Below are 14,431 nucleotides of genomic sequence, written 5' to 3' on the forward strand. Positions count from 1 at the left end.
CCCGTCGCCCCGTCGGCCACCCCTGCCCTGTCGGCCACCCCCGCCCCGTCGGCGCCGTCCGTCCTTCACCTCAGCTGCCGGTACTTCCCCCGGAAGTACGCCAGCGGCCCGTCGTCCTCGTTCAGGGTCGACGTGGCCAGTACACGGGCGATGACGAGGGTGTGATCGCCCGCCACGACCCGCTGCTCGGTGCGGCATTCCAGGGTCGCCAGCGCTCCGCCGATGAGCGGGGCCCCGGACACCTCGCCCCGGACGAACGGAAGGTCCTCGAAGAGAAGCCGGTCGCTGATGCGGCCCTTCATCGCGAACCGTCCGGCAATCTGCCGCTGATGCCCCGAGAGCACCGACACGGCCCAGAGCGGCTGCAGCTCCAGCAGGTCGTCCATGCGTGAGTCGTTGCGAACGCTCAGCATCACGAGCGGCGGGTCGAGGGACACCGACAGGAATGCCGTGGCGGTCATGCCGACGTCCTCGCCGTGCGGCCCGTCGTCCGGGTCGTGGGCGGTGATCAGCACCACCCCGGCGGCGAGGCGGGACAGGGCGGCACGGAATTCGTCGTCACTCACTCCAACAGAATGCGGGATGGGCGTCCCGCCCGGCACGGAAGCGAGGGCGACGGCGGGTGCGGACGGGGCGGCGGGCCCGGAGGCCGCCGTATCGGCAGGGCTTTTCGTGAACACGCCATAAACGCTAACTTCGCCGGTCCCCCGCGCGCATCGGGCCGGGGGACCACCCGCGCCCTAGGTCTGACGACGGAAGTCCGGAACACTCGGAAATTTGCGTTCTGGAAGTGTAGAAAGAGTGAAGGCGTGCTCCTGTGGCGAATTTCTGGAAGATCGCCAAGGGGGCTTCAGGGTCTGTGACTTGAGTCACAGCAGGCGCTAATTGTTGACCCTGTGTACCGAGTGAACAGCTCACTGTGATTCAGTGAGCGTGGAATCGGACGACAAAGAATCGTGGAGTTTGCTGTCGAGGTCTCAGGGAGAGCGAGCGATGGAGGCCGAGTCGGAGCCATACGTCCGTCTTGCGACCCTGCGGCAGCTGTACCGAGTGGTCGCCGAACTGAACACCGCGCGCAGCCTCGCGGACACCCTGCAGACGGTCGCCGACGGTGTGATCACCGGGCTCGGCTATGAGCTGGCCGCGGTCAATCTCGTCCGCCCCGACGGCGATCTCGTGGTCGCCGCGGTCGCCGGCAGTGCGGGCGCCGAGGCGCTGATGGCCGGACGGGTCGGCTCCCGGGCCGCCTGGGACCGCCGGCTGTCCATGGGCGAGCGCTGGGGCGACCTCATCTTCATCCCGCACACCGAGGGCTGGGTGCTCGATGACGACGACGTACCGCAGTGGCACACGGCCGGACCCGCGCCCCGGTTCCCCGACGAGTGGCACTCCATGGACCGCCTCCTCGCACCCATGTACCCCGCGGCCAACGGCGGCGGTGAGCTGCTGGGGGTGATCTCCGTCGACCGGCCGCGCAACGGCCGGCGGCCCGGCGCCTGGGGCCAGGAAGCCCTGCAGATGTACGCCTTCCAGTCCGCCATCGCGATCAGCAACGCCCGGCTGCGGGCGAACATGCAGCGCGCGCTGGTCCGGCTGGAGCGCGATCAGCAGGCGCTGCGGGCCAGCGAGGAGAGCTTCCGGCAGGCCTTCGAGTACGCGCCGAGCGGGATGGCCGTCGCCGAAATGGGCGGTGACCAGCACGGACGGCTGCTGCGCACCAATGACGCGCTGTGCCGGCTGCTGGGCCGCCCGGCCTCCGGGATGCGCCGCTACTCCTTCTCCGACCTCGTCCACCCCGAGGACATCGGCACCCTGCTGCGCACCTCCGCCGAGGGCGGCCGCGCCGAGCTGCGGCTGGCCCGCCGGGACGGCACGTACGTGTGGGTCTCGCTGCGCAACTCCGTCGTCGCCGACACCGCCGACGGCCCCCGCTTCCTGCTCACCCACGTCGAGGACATCGAGGAGCGCAAGCGCCATGAGCTGCAGCTCGCCCATCGCGCCAGCCACGATTCGCTGACCGGGCTGCCCAACAGCGCGGAGCTGCGGGCCCGGCTCGGCGCCCGGCTGTGCTCCCGCCCCGCGGGCTCGATGGCGGACGCCTACGCCTCCTCGGGCGTCATCCACACCGATCCGCGGGATCCGCACGGCTTCCGTGCGGACGGCAAGGAGCCCTTCGACGGGCTCGACGGCTTCGAGGGCGGGCCCCCGGTCCCGTTCGACCACCATGTCCATCTCGTCGCCCCCGCGGACGGCCCGGCCGACGACGGCTCCAAGGGGCTCGCGGTCCTCTTCTGCGATCTCGACGGCTTCAAGTCGATCAACGACCGCTTCGGGCACAACACCGGCGATGCGGTGCTGATCGAGGTCGCCCGCCGGCTGACCAGCGGCGTCCGGGACGGCGATACGGTCGCCCGGCTCGGCGGCGATGAATTCGTGGTGCTCGCCGACGGCCTGGGGACCGCCGATGCCCAGGATCTCGCGGTCCGGCTGCGGAACGCGATCATCCCGCCGATCCGGGTGGAGGGCCGGGCGGTCCGGGTCGGCGCCAGCTTCGGCATCGGCTGGGCGAGCTGCGGGATGACGGCCGAGGAAGTGCTGGAGTCGGCCGATCAGCGGATGTACGTCGAGAAGCGGTCCCGCTCGAAGGCGAACCGGCGGGCGGCGGGCTGAGCCGGGGCGGCCCGCCGCGGCGTCCGCGGCCCGTGCCGCGAATCTCACAGCGGGCCCGCCGCGGCCTTTGCACCAGCGGTTCACCGTTCCGTAGCGATCTTGTGGCCCTCCGGGCTCGGTATGCGCAAGCCCCAAGGGGGTAGGCTGCGCCGATGCGGCGCGGCGCCGCCGGGGGCCCGAAAGACAGTTCGCGCAGAAGACGACAGCGCATGCGCGACGACGCGTACGGACGCGCACAGATCGCTTGGGAGTGACACGGAATGACGGCCGGCAACAACGGCGCGGACACGCCGGAGAACGACGACCCGTTCGCCTATCTCTACCGCTCGGAAGGCGGCGAGGGCGGCGCGCCGGGGCCGTCGGGCGACGGTGCGCCGGGGCGGCAGCCGGGCGTCCCGCGCACCTCCTACAACCAGGTGCGGGCGGTCGGCCAGCGCCAGTACGGCCAGCAGGCCCCGCAGCAGGTGACGTACGGGCAGCAGAACGCCCACTACGCCGCGCCGGAAACGCTGCCCGGCGGTGACCGTACGCGTTCGTCCGCGGCCCAGGGCCACGCCGGCCAGGAGCCGCGCCGCGGCCGCAACGGCCTGCTGATAGGCACCGTCGCGGTGGTCGCGGTGGTGTGCATAGGCATCGGCGTGGCGATGCTCACCAACGGCAAGGGCTCCAAGGGCGACACCGCGGGCAAGCCGGGGCCGACGGCCGGTGACACGGTGGCCCCCAGTGACAAACCCACCAAGAAGCCCGCTCCCGGCAAACTGCCCGAGCAGGACGCGGGCAGCCTGCGGCTCGACGGCGGGGCGAGCACGGCCAAGGATGTCCCCGGCGCCCGCTCGGACGGCGGGACGTATGTGGCGGGCATGAACACCCCCGGTGCTTCGGCCACGTGGAGCGTCGATGTGCCCCGGTCCGGCGACTACACGCTCTTCGTCGGCTACGGCGTGCCGGGCAAGGACGCCGATTCCTCGCTGACCATCAACGGTCAGCCGCGCTCGGCGAAGCTGAGCATGAAGAACTTCGCCGGTGCGAAGGAGGGCGCGTGGGACAAGGGCTGGACCCGTACCTTCGCCTGGATACAGCTGAACAAGGGCACGAACACCATAAAGATCTCGTGCGAGCAGGGAAACCAGTGCGACTTCAACCTGGACAAGGTCAGCCTCAAGGCGGGCCAGGTCAAGGGCTGACGGCCGGGCCGGCGCCGGTCCGGTGAGCACCAGCGGTGTGCCGCGGGGAGAGCGATCCCCGCGGCACACCGCTTTTCATCCGGCCGCAGTGGTGCGGCGCGCCCTCTCTCAGCGGGCCGGCCCGGACGTGGAGTGAGCGCTCGTCACCACCACCCGCGCCAGCAGCTCTTCATACGTCGCCGCATCGAACTCGCCCGCCGCCGGGGCCCGTACGGTCGCCGCGGACAGGGCCACCGCGCGGGTCAGCCGGTCCGGCCAGGGCAGCTCCTCCACCAGGCCGGACAGCAGACCGGCCACCGCGGAATCCCCGGCGCCGGTCGGATTGCCGGCGATCCGCCGGGGCGGGGCGGCCTGCCAGGTGCCCTCGGCGGTCACCGCGAGCATGCCGTCCGGGCCGAGCGAGGCGGCCACCGCATGGGCACCGCGGCGGCGCGCGTCGCGGGCGGCGCGCAGCGGCTCGGTGCTGCCGGTGAGGGCGGCGAGTTCACCGGCGTTGGGCTTGGCCAGGTCGGGGCGGGCGGCCAGGCCGCGGCGCAGCGGTTCGCCGCTGGTGTCCAGCAGGACCGGGACGCCGGCGCTGCGGGCGGCCCGGGTGAGCCGGGCGTAGACATCGACCGGCACGCCCGGCGGCAGGCTGCCGCACAGTGCCACCGCCCGTGCCTCGCCCAGCAGTTCGCGGTAGGTGCCGAGGAAGGCGTCCCATTCGGCGGGGGAGACGGTCGGGCCCGGCTCGTTGAGCTGGGTGGTGTCCCCGCTGCCCGCGTCGACGACCGCGACGGTGCGGCGGGTGGTGCCGCCGACCGGGACCAGCGCGTCGGTGACCTCGGTCTCCGCGAGCAGCGCGCGCAGCGCCTCGCCGGTGCCGCCGCCCGCGAAGCCGGTGGCGACCGTGCGGTGACCGAGCGCGGCCAGCACCCGGGCGACGTTCAGCCCCTTGCCGCCGGGGCGTTCGGACACCTCGGTGATCCGGTTCGTGGCATGCGGACGGAGCCGGGGAACGCGGTAGGTGATGTCCAGGGCGGCGTTCAGCGTGACCGTGAGGATCATGGTCGCCCCTCCGGGCAGTCATGGCCGGGCGGCCGGGCGTCGGACAACCGCGGGCGGCGGTGGCATACGGACAAGTGCGCGAGCGATCATGCCATCGCCGGTGGTGGTTGGCCCAGACCCGGGCCCGCCGCCGGATGCTCCGGGGCCGGCCGAAGGGAGCCGGCCGTGCGGCTGCCCGCCGCCGGTGCGGAGCGTCAGACGCCCGCCGGGCGCACCAGCCACTCGCCCCGGCGCATGACCCCCACCAGGTCGTATGCCGCATCCAGCACCACCAGGTCGGCGTCCTTGCCGGTCTGCAGGGAGCCGGTCCGGCCGTCGATGCCCAGGAGCCGGGCCGGGGTGGCCGAAAGTGCCTGTACGGCCTGGTCGACCGTCAGGCCGTCGACGGTGACGGCGCGTTGGAAGGCGCGGTCCAGAGTGAGGGTGGACCCGGCGATCGACCCGGCCGTGGGGCCTTCGCTGATGCGTGCGACCCCGTCCTTGACCTCGACCTGCATCGGGCCGAGCGGATACATCCCGTCGTTCATCCCGGCCGCGCCCATGGCGTCGGTGATGAACGCGACCCGTCCGGCGCCGGCCTCGCGGACCGCCAGTTGCAGGACCGCGGGGTGCAGATGGGTGCCGTCATTGATCAGCTCGACGGTGATCCGCTCGTCCTCCAGGAGCGCCGCGACCGGGCCGGGCGCGCGGTGGGCCAGCGCGGGCATCGCGTTGAAGAGGTGGGTGGCGACGGTGGCGCCGGCCTCGATGGCCTGGCGGGTGGCGTCGTAGGTGGAGTCGGTGTGGCCGACGGCGGCGATCACCCCGGCGTCGGCGAGCAGCCGTACGGACTCCAGGCCGCCGGGCAGTTCGGGCGCGACGGTCATCATCGACGCGGTGCCGTGCGCGGCGTCGAGGAGCTTGCGGACATCGGCCGGGTCCGGGTCGCGCAGCAGCTCCGGCTGGTGGGCGCCGCAGCGGTGCGCGGAGATGAACGGGCCCTCGAAGTGGACACCGGCCAGCTCGCCCTGCTGGACCAGCTCGGCGAGCACCGCGGCCTGCCGGGCGAGATCGGCCAGTTCGCCGGTGACGGTGGAGGCGACCATCGAGGTGGTGCCGTGCCTGCGGTGGGTCTCGGCCACCGTCATGCACTCCTCGGGGTCGGCGGACGAGAACGAGCCGCCGCCTCCGCCGTGGACGTGCATATCGACGAAGCCGGGGACGATGAGGTGGCCCAAGAGGTCCACCACGGTTGCGGACACAGCCTCGTCCAGGTCGATGTCACGGCTGTGGACATCGCCGATCCGGCCGCCCTCGACGGTGATCCGGCCGCGCTCGACGACGCCGGACGGCCGGGCGATCCGGGCGCCGGCCAGGACGGTGCGCCCGCGGTCCGAGGCCCGCTGCGGGGACTGTTGCTGTGCCATCAGGCGGTTACCTCCGTGGAGAGAAGATCCCAGGCGAGCAGTCCTGCGCCCAGGCACCCGGCGGCGTCCCCCAGGGCCGCCGGAACGATCGAGGGGAGCCGCTGGAACGTAACGCGGCGGCGGACCGCTTCCCGCAGAGGTGTGAACAGCGTGTCGCCCGCCTCGGCGAGCCCGCCGCCGATGATCAGCGTCTGCGGGTCGAGCAGGGTGAGGCCGGTGACCAGACCGTCGGCGAGGGCGTCCACGGCGTTCTGCCAGACGGCGCGGGCCCGCTCGTCGCCGGACTCCACCGCCTTGGCCGCGTCGGCCGCGGTGGCCTGCGGGTCCTTGCAGACCGCCGCCCAGTCCCGGCCGACCGCGGAGGCCGAGGCCAGGGTCTCCAGACAGCCGCGCTGACCGCAGCCGCACTCGCGCCCGCCGGGCCGTACGACGATGTGGCCGATCTCTCCCGCGCTGCCGTGCGCCCCGGCCTCGATCCGGCCGCCGATGCCGATGGCGCCCGCGATCCCCGTGCCCAGCGGTACGAACAGGAACCGGTCGGCGTCCCGGCCGGCCCCGATCCGGCCCTCGGCCAGCCCGCCGGTGCGGACGTCATGGCCGAGGGCGACCGGCACCCCGCCGAGCCGCTCGGACAGCAGCGCCCGCATCGGTACGTCCTGCCAGCCGAGGTTCGAGGCGTAGACGGCGGTGCCGGACTGCTCGTCGACGATGCCGGGGACGGCGACACCGGCCGCCGCGGCGGGGACGCCGAAGCGGGCCGTGCCGAGCGCGCGCAGCTCGGCGGCGAAGCCGAGGACGGCCTCGACCACCGCGTCGGGGCCCCGCTCCCGGCCGGTGGGGCGCCGCGCCTCGTACAGCAGTACGGGGGGAGCGGCGGGTGTCCCCCCGGAAGGCGCCGTGTCCACCCCTACGAGGGCGGCCTTCATGCCGGTGCCGCCCACATCAAGGGCGATGACGTATCTCACGGGAACAGTTTTGCGCGATCCGGCCTGAAAGGTCTAGTCCACTCGCCGTGCGGATCGTACGGCGGGGAGCTGCCCGCAGGCCGGTCCCGCCGCGAAACGGGGGGTGGTGTAGACCTTGTAAAGGGCGCGGGGGAAACTCGCTGTTCAAGCCGTTGGAGGGGACTCCTGAGACGGCGGGGCATTCCCCGGCAAGCACGGATTTTCAGAACAAAGGGCGGTAACAGCGGTGCAGCGGCGGTACTTGAGCCTGGCGGCGGCGATGGCCACCACCATGACACTGACTCTTACCGGCTGCGGCAGCGGCTCCGGTGGCGGCGACGTCACCCTCAAACTGATCGCGGCGGACTACGGCGACAGCAAGTCCAACGGCTCCCAGCACTACTGGGACCAGCTCGCCCGCGCCTTCGAGAAGAAGAACCCCGGCATCAAGGTCGATGTCGACGTCTACAGCTGGACGGACGTCGACAAGAAGGTCGAGGACCTGGTCAAGGACGGCCACGCCCCCGACCTCGCACAGATCGGCGCCTACGCCGATTACGCCGCCAAGGGCCAGCTCTACAGCGCCGACCAGCTGCTCTCCATCCCGACCCAGGCCGACTTCACCCCCTCCCTCGCGGAGGCCGGCGAGTACAAGCGCGTCCAGTACGGCATGCCCTTCGGCGCCAGCACCCGGCGGCTCTTCTACAACAAGAAGCTGTTCGCCCAGGCCGGCATCACCGCCCCGCCGCAGACCTGGGACGACATCGCCCACGACGCCCAGCTGCTGAAGGCCCAGGGCGTCAAGATGCCCTTCGCGCTGCCGCTCGGCCCGGAGGAGACCCAGGCCGAGACGATGCAGTGGATGCTCAGCGGTGGCGGCGGCTACACCGACAGCATCGGCAAGTACACGATCGACTCGCCGCAGAACGTCAAGACCTTCAACTGGCTGAAGGAGAACCTCATTGGCAAGGGCCTGACCGGCACCGACCCGGCCAAGCTCAACCGCGGGGAAGCCTTCCAGGGCTTCGCCGACGGCGACGTCGGCATGCTCAACGGCCACCCCACCCTGATGAAGCAGGCCGAGGCCAAGGGCATCGACTACGGCACCGTCGAACTGCCCGGCACCAACGGCAAGGCCAAGGCCACCATGGGCGTCGCGGACTGGATGATGGCGTTCAAGCAGGGCGGCCACCGCGCCCAGGCCGGAAAGTTCCTCGACTTCGTCTACAGCGACAAGAACGTCGAGAAGTTCTCCGGCGACTACGGCCTGCTGCCGGTCACCACCTCCGCCTCCAACGCGATGCTGGCCGACGACAAGTACACCAAGCTGCACGGCTTCCTCACGCAGCTCGCCAACGCCGAGTTCTACCCGGCGGACAAGACCTCCTGGCCGCTGATCTCCAAGACGATCAAGGCGAGGATGGGCGCCGCGGTCGGCCCGAGGGGCAACCCGGCCGGGGTGCTCACCGACATCCAGAACACCGCGGACGCGGCCGACAACACCGTCGAATGACGGGGCGATTGACGGGGCGGATGCGGGCGCGGATGCGGGCGCGCGTGCAGGTGCGGGGGCGAGGGCCGGTGCGGGGGCGAGGGCCGGTGGGCCGCACCACGCCCGCCGGGGTGACGCGCCGGGCGCTGTCCGACCGTGCGTTTATCGTGGAAGCGTGATGACAGGCGGTACGGGCGGTACGGAGGGCACGGGCGGTCCGGTCGGCCAGGGCGGTACGGACGGCGGGCCCGGGGCCGGCGAGAACCCCTCGGGGCTCTCCGCCCGGGACGAGGCGGTGCTCGCCGTCGAGCGCCGCTCCTGGCCGGGCCCCGGCCCCAAGGAGCGCGCCATCCGCGAACAGCTCGGCATCTCCCCGACCCGCTACTACCAACTCCTCAACGCCCTGCTGGACGACCCCCGGGCGGTCGCCCACGACCCCGTCACGGTCAACCGCCTGCGCCGCGTCCGCGACGCCCGCCGCGCCCGCCGCTGACCCGGGAGCCCCGGGCCGCCGCCCCGGTGCGCCCGTACGCCCGCACCCCCTCCCGGCTACCGCTGCGAGGTACCCCCGGCGCCCGCCCCGCGCCGGTAGGGTCGGCACATGGGCAGCCCCCCGAACGCCGCGCCGCACTCCCAGCCGACACCCGGATCCCTCCCGACACCGCGCACCCCGGCCGGCCGCGACGGCCTCGCCGCGCTGCTGGCCCACCCGGAACGCGCCGCCCTCGCCCTCGACTTCGACGGCACCCTCGCCGAGATCGTCCCCGACCCGGCGAAGGCCCGCGCCCATGACGGCGCCGTCGCCGCCCTCGGCCGCCTGGCACCCCGGCTGCGCGCCGCCACGGTGATCACCGGCCGCCCGGCCACCGTCGCGGTCCGCCTCGGCGGCTTCGCGGACGTACCGGGGCTGGACCGTCTCACCGTCCTCGGCCACTACGGCGCCGAGCGCTGGGAAGCGGCCACCGGCACCGTCCATGCGCCCGCCCCGCACCCCGGCGTCGCCGCCATACAGGCCGAACTCCCCGGCGTGCTCGATGCCTCCGGGGTGTGGCACGGCACCTGGGTCGAGACCGCCGTCGAGCGCAAGGGCGGCCGCGCCATCGCCGTCCACACCCGCCGTGCCGCCGACCCCCAGGGCGCCTTCGACCGGCTGCGCGGCCCGCTCACCGCGCTCGCCGAACGCCACGGCCTGATCGTCGAACCGGGCCGCCTCGTCCTGGAACTCCGCCCGCCGGGCATGGACAAGGGCGTCGCCCTGGCCGGCTGGGTCCGCGAGACCGGCGCCGCCACCGTCCTCTACGCCGGTGACGACCTGGGCGACCTGGCCGCCTTCGCCGCCGTCGAAGAGCTCCGCTCCGACGGCTTCAGCGGCGTCCTGGTGTGCAGCGGCAGCAACGAGGTCACCGAACTGGCCGACCGCGCCGACCTGGTGGTCGACGGCCCGGCGGGGGTCGTCGGACTGCTCGGCGCCCTGGCGGACCGGCTCGCCACTCCTTGAGCCGTTCTCTCACCCGCCCCACGGGAGAGGGGCGGGACGGTGGAAAAGGGCGCCCCGGCGGGCCGGCTCTTCCCGGCGGCAGCCGGCAGGTCGCTCCGGACCGCAGGCCGGCGGCCCCGGCGGATCAGGGCCGGACAGGCATGATCCGCGCGCAGAACCCAGGACACCTGGTGCCGCCTCGGGCAACCAACACAGCAACCGAGCGACAAGTCGCCACAGGGCGAACCTTGCCCGATGCGGCATTAGCTCGGCGTTAGCGGAGCGGCAGCGCAGCGGTAGTGGCCCCGGCCAGAGTGGGTGTCGTACGGAGGAGAGACCGACACCGACTTCCCCAGGGGGAATCCGAAATGAGCTCCAGCACCACTGCCCGCACCGCTCGTCGCCGCACCCTGCGCGTTGCCGCCGCGGCCCTGACCGCGGCCGCCGCGTTTTCCCTGACCGCCTGCTCCGGCTCGGACGCCGCCGCCTCCAGGCCCGCGAGTCAGCCGGGCAGCGTGGCCGCCGAGGCCAGTGGCGCGGGCCCCACCGAGTCCGGTGGCGCGGGTTCCTCCGCCGGAGCGCAGGGTGCAGATGCCCAGGCAGGGAACGCGAAGTCGGGCTCCGGCGACGGCACCTCGTCCCGTGCCGGCTCCGGCGCCGCCGCCTCGTCCCGTGCCGACTCCGGGAACGGTGCGGCGACGAGCGCGTTCTGCCGCGCGGATGACCTGACCATGGAGGCCGTGGACAGCTCGCCCGACCAGGAGACGGGCGAGGTCACCGTTCAGATGACCAACAAGGGCGGGAGCACCTGCTCAGCGACGGGCTTCGCGGGCGTCGACCTGAAGGACCTCGATGGCACCTCCGCCCCTGTCGACCGCGGCGGTGAGCAGCCCCGCATCACCAACCTGAAGCCCGGTGACACCGCCACCTTCAGCATCTCGTACACGGTCGACGCCAGTGGCGACAGCCTCGCGCACCCGACCGACATCCTGGTGACGCCGCCGAACGAGACCCACAGCGTGTCCCTGAAGTGGCCCGCGGAGGCGCTGAAGCTGGCCGGCCCGTACGACGAGAAGATCCAGATCCACCCGGTCGGGATCGCCAACTGAGTACCGCGAAGCCGCTGACCGAGTGTCCGGTTCGCTTGACTAGCCCCCGCCGCCGCGCCGGAACCGCTCGCCCACCGCGCCCTGGTCGGTTTCCCACCAGGGCCGGGTCAACTCGGGCTGCGGCGCGGCCGGTTCCGCCGGTCCGCCGGATACGGCCGCCCCGGCGCCGCCGGACGGCGCCCCGACCGCCGTCGCCAGCTCGCGGTCCAGCCTCGCGTCCAGCGCCGTGGTCCGCGTGCGCTCGGACCGCACCCACTCCACGAAGACCGCGATCAGGAACGGCAGCCCGACGAGTTCGGCGATCGTCAGCATCAGCCCGCCGCCGATCATCTGGTCCTGCTGCGGACTCGGGTCCCAGGGGCGGTGCTGCGCGGTGTACCAGCCGCCCGCGATCAGCGTTCCGCTGGTCATGACGACGATGCCGGGCACCGCGTCGACCAGCCCGTCGAGCAGGACCAGCAGCGCCCGCACCGGATGGCTGCACCACGCGGGCAGCAACTCGGCACGGGTGAGCATCGGCAGCACGAACAGGCTCCCCGTGACCAGCAGCTGGAAGTACATCAGCTCGTGCAGCGGGCCGTGCCGCAGCGCCGTCGGGAAGTACGGCGTGAAGTAGATCGCCAGCTCGGAGGAGAGCACCAGCACCGTGCTGACCAGGGGAAACGTCAGCAGTCGCAGCACCGGCCCGCAGAGCGCGGCCCGCAGCCGCCGGGCGGCCGGCCGTCCCTCGGGCAGCGCCCGCAGCGCCAGCGACAGCGGATCGCCGAGCGCCAGGCCCAAGGGGGCGATCAGGTCGAGCACGATGTTCTGCACCGCGGCGGGCCAGAACAGCTCGTGATCGTAGACCGCCAGCCCGGACATGGTCGCCACCACGATCGCGCCGAGCCCCAGGCCCGCGAACGCCACCGTCCGGGCGGCCGGCCACCGCTCACCGCGCCGCGCGAGCCGCGCGACGCCCCATGCGTAGAGGCCGCCCAGCAGCAGCACCAGCGTCAGTGCGTACGGATCGAGCTGCCAGCTGCCGGCCAGCCGCCCCGCGGTAGCCGCCGGCAAACCGGCCGAAAGGGTTGTCACTGTCACGGACCACCACGCTAGACCCGCCCCGGCACGCGCCGCGGGCGGGGCACCCCGAAGGCCCCGGACCGGCTGCCGGGAAGGCGGGAAGGCCCCGGACCGGCTGCACGGAAGGCCCCGGACCGGCCGCCCCGAAGGCCCGGACCGGCCGCCCGGCGCCCCGCGGATCAGTCGCCCAGCTCCCGCAGCTGGTCCAGGAACCACCGGGCGGGCGGCAGCGCGGTGGCCGCCGCGGCCAGCCGCCCGGTGCGCGCCGCACGCTCGCCGTCGTCCATCGACAGTGCTTGGTGCAGCGCCTCGGCGGTGCCGACGATGTCGTACGGATTGACGGTCAGGGCGTGCTCGCCGAGTTCCTCATGGGCGCCCGCCTCCCGCGAGAGCACCAGCACACAGCCGGCGTCCGAGACCACCGGCACTTCCTTGGCGACCAGATTCATCCCGTCCCTGATCGGATTGACCAGCGCCACGTCCGCCAGCCGGTAGGCGGCCAGCGAGCGGGCGAAGTCGTCCTTGACGTGCAGCACGACGGGCTGCCAATCCGCCGTCCCGTACTCGGCGTTGACGGCCTCGGCCACCCGCTCGACCTCCGCGGTGTAGTCGCGGTAGACGGCCAGGTCCTGGCGCGAGGGGTAGGCGAAGGCGAGGTGGACGACCCGCTCGCGCCACTCGGGGTGGCCGGCGAGAAGCTGACGGTAGGCGAGCAGGCCCCGCACGATGTTCTTGGAGAGTTCGGTGCGGTCCACGCGGACGATGGTCTTGCGCTGCGGCCCGCCGATCTGGGCGCGCAGCGCCGTCATCCGCTCCTCGACGTCGGGCCGGTGTGCGCGCTCGCGCAGGAAACCGGCGTCGGCGCCGAGCCCGTGCACCCCGATCCAGGTCGTACGGGCCGTGCGCTCCGGGACCAGTGCGACGATGCCGGGCGCCCCGTCCTTTGGCCGTACGCGCTCGCACTGCCCGCCGAGCCCGGTCTCGGCGCAGGCCAGGAAGTTCTCGGCCCACCGCCGGGTGAGGAAGTTCGCCCGGTCGGCACCGAGAATGCCCAGCGCCAACTGCCGCTGGATGTCGTCGGGGAGCATCGCGAAGTACTCGGCGGGGGCCCACGGGGTGTGCGAGAAGTGCGCGATGCGCAGGTCGGGGCGGCGCTCGCGGAGCATGCCGGGCACCAGCGCCAGGTGGTAGTCCTGGACGAGGACGGCCGCGCCGGGAGCCGCACCGTCGGCCAGCGCATCGGCGAAGGCCGCGTTGTACGCCTCGTAGCAGGCCCACTGCGCCCGGAACTCCGCGTCGAAGACCGGCTCCAGCGGGGTCTGGTAGAGCATGTGGTGGACGAACCACAGCACGGAGTTCGCGATGCCGTTGTAGGCGGCGGCATACACCTCCGCCGGAATGTCCAGCATCCGGACGCGCTGTCCACCGGTGTCACCGGGATCGAGCGCACCACCCGTCCGCCGTACGGCCTCCCGGTCCCCGTCGCCGAGCGCGGCACACACCCACACGGCATTCGCCCGCCCGTCTCCCGGCCACCGCCCCTCATCGAGGCGCTTCGCGCCGCGCGTCGACTGCCCGATCGCCGACAGCCCGGACACCAGCCCGCCCCCGCCCCGTTTGGCGGTGAGCGTCCCGTCCTCCCCCAGACCGTAGGAGACCGGCCCGCGATTGGACGCGACAAGAACCTCGGCACCTGCCTGGACCGCACTGCGCTCGGAGACCATGTCGCGACAGTAACCCGCCACAGATCCGCGCAAACGTACGGAAGCGGCCAAGAGGCGTGGGTCCGGGTGGGCTCCTCAGCCGTCTCCTGGTGGGAATGCGTCGACCGGCCACGACGGCTCACCCCCGGCGGGTTGCGGGTGCCCGCAGCCGAGACGGTCGCCCCGGCTGCGGTTGATACGCAACGAGTCGTCGAGCGCATCCGTCAAACAGCAGGCCAGGAAGTGAAGTTCGGGTGCCGTGGTCGGGCTGCCGCGGAGGAGGGCACGGGCGTGCCTCAGGAGGATTTCGCCGGATGCGAGCTGGGCCTGTTCAACG

General features: G+C 72.9%; 12 protein-coding genes. 6 read left to right on the plus strand and 6 right to left on the minus strand.

Annotated elements, in window-relative coordinates; genetic code table 11:
- Positions 1 to 65 precede the first annotated feature (65 nt).
- Complete coding sequence (locus ACWGJY_RS22800) at positions 66 to 602, minus strand: flavin reductase family protein (protein WP_453262706.1); 537 nt, start codon at positions 600 to 602, stop codon at positions 66 to 68.
- Positions 603 to 993: 391 nt separating this feature from the next.
- Here ACWGJY_RS22800 and cdgB point away from each other — a divergent pair, with 391 nt between their 5' ends.
- Together cdgB and ACWGJY_RS22810 are read left to right on the plus strand one after the other, a co-directional pair.
- Positions 994 to 2,670, plus strand: coding sequence for a diguanylate cyclase CdgB (gene cdgB / locus ACWGJY_RS22805; RefSeq protein WP_453262661.1), 1,677 nt, complete (start codon positions 994 to 996; stop codon positions 2,668 to 2,670).
- Positions 2,671 to 2,930: 260 nt separating this feature from the next.
- Positions 2,931 to 3,854 (plus strand): carbohydrate-binding protein, encoded by a 924-nt coding sequence (locus ACWGJY_RS22810; RefSeq protein WP_453262662.1) that lies wholly within the window; start codon positions 2,931 to 2,933, stop codon positions 3,852 to 3,854.
- Between the two features lie 108 nt (positions 3,855 to 3,962).
- Here ACWGJY_RS22810 and ACWGJY_RS22815 read toward each other — a convergent pair whose 3' ends face one another.
- The 3 genes from ACWGJY_RS22815 to ACWGJY_RS22825 form a co-directional block, all read right to left on the minus strand.
- Positions 3,963 to 4,901 carry a 1-phosphofructokinase family hexose kinase gene (locus tag ACWGJY_RS22815; protein ID WP_453262663.1) on the minus strand — a complete coding sequence of 313 codons (939 nt, stop codon included), beginning with the start codon at positions 4,899 to 4,901 and terminating at the stop codon, positions 3,963 to 3,965.
- A 194-nt stretch (positions 4,902 to 5,095) separates the two neighbouring features.
- Entirely contained in the window at positions 5,096 to 6,307 is a 1,212-nt protein-coding gene (gene nagA, locus ACWGJY_RS22820; RefSeq protein ID WP_453262664.1) for an N-acetylglucosamine-6-phosphate deacetylase, read from the minus strand.
- A complete protein-coding gene (locus ACWGJY_RS22825) occupies positions 6,307 to 7,272 on the minus strand; it encodes an ROK family protein (protein ID WP_453262665.1) in 966 nt (321 codons plus the stop codon). The genes nagA and ACWGJY_RS22825 overlap by 1 nt, the downstream gene beginning before the upstream one ends.
- A gap of 226 nt (positions 7,273 to 7,498) precedes the next feature.
- Between ACWGJY_RS22825 and ACWGJY_RS22830 the strand changes: the two genes are divergently transcribed.
- The 4 genes from ACWGJY_RS22830 to ACWGJY_RS22845 all read left to right on the plus strand — a co-directional run bounded on the left by ACWGJY_RS22830 (position 7,499) and on the right by ACWGJY_RS22845 (position 11,329).
- Positions 7,499 to 8,764, plus strand: coding sequence for an ABC transporter substrate-binding protein (locus ACWGJY_RS22830; protein WP_453262666.1), 1,266 nt, complete (start codon positions 7,499 to 7,501; stop codon positions 8,762 to 8,764).
- Positions 8,765 to 8,921: 157 nt separating this feature from the next.
- Complete coding sequence (locus tag ACWGJY_RS22835; RefSeq protein WP_453262667.1) at positions 8,922 to 9,236, plus strand: DUF3263 domain-containing protein; 315 nt, start codon at positions 8,922 to 8,924, stop codon at positions 9,234 to 9,236.
- A gap of 108 nt (positions 9,237 to 9,344) precedes the next feature.
- Positions 9,345 to 10,241, plus strand: a complete 897-nt coding sequence (otsB, locus tag ACWGJY_RS22840) for a trehalose-phosphatase (protein WP_453262668.1) — start codon at positions 9,345 to 9,347, stop codon at positions 10,239 to 10,241.
- A gap of 347 nt (positions 10,242 to 10,588) precedes the next feature.
- Positions 10,589 to 11,329, plus strand: coding sequence for a DUF4232 domain-containing protein (locus tag ACWGJY_RS22845; protein ID WP_453262669.1), 741 nt, complete (start codon positions 10,589 to 10,591; stop codon positions 11,327 to 11,329).
- A gap of 39 nt (positions 11,330 to 11,368) precedes the next feature.
- Here the strand turns inward: ACWGJY_RS22845 and ACWGJY_RS22850 are convergent, their stop codons facing one another.
- Together ACWGJY_RS22850 and ACWGJY_RS22855 are read right to left on the minus strand one after the other, a co-directional pair.
- On the minus strand, positions 11,369 to 12,403 hold the full coding sequence (locus tag ACWGJY_RS22850; RefSeq protein WP_453262707.1) for a cytochrome c oxidase assembly protein: 1,035 nt from the start codon (positions 12,401 to 12,403) through the stop codon (positions 11,369 to 11,371).
- A gap of 167 nt (positions 12,404 to 12,570) precedes the next feature.
- Positions 12,571 to 14,115: an alpha,alpha-trehalose-phosphate synthase (UDP-forming) gene (locus ACWGJY_RS22855; protein WP_453262670.1), complete on the minus strand. Its 1,545-nt coding sequence runs from the start codon at positions 14,113 to 14,115 to the stop codon at positions 12,571 to 12,573.
- Between the last annotated feature and the right edge of the window lie 316 nt (positions 14,116 to 14,431).

The organism is Streptomyces sp. NPDC054765 (genome assembly GCF_053612065.1).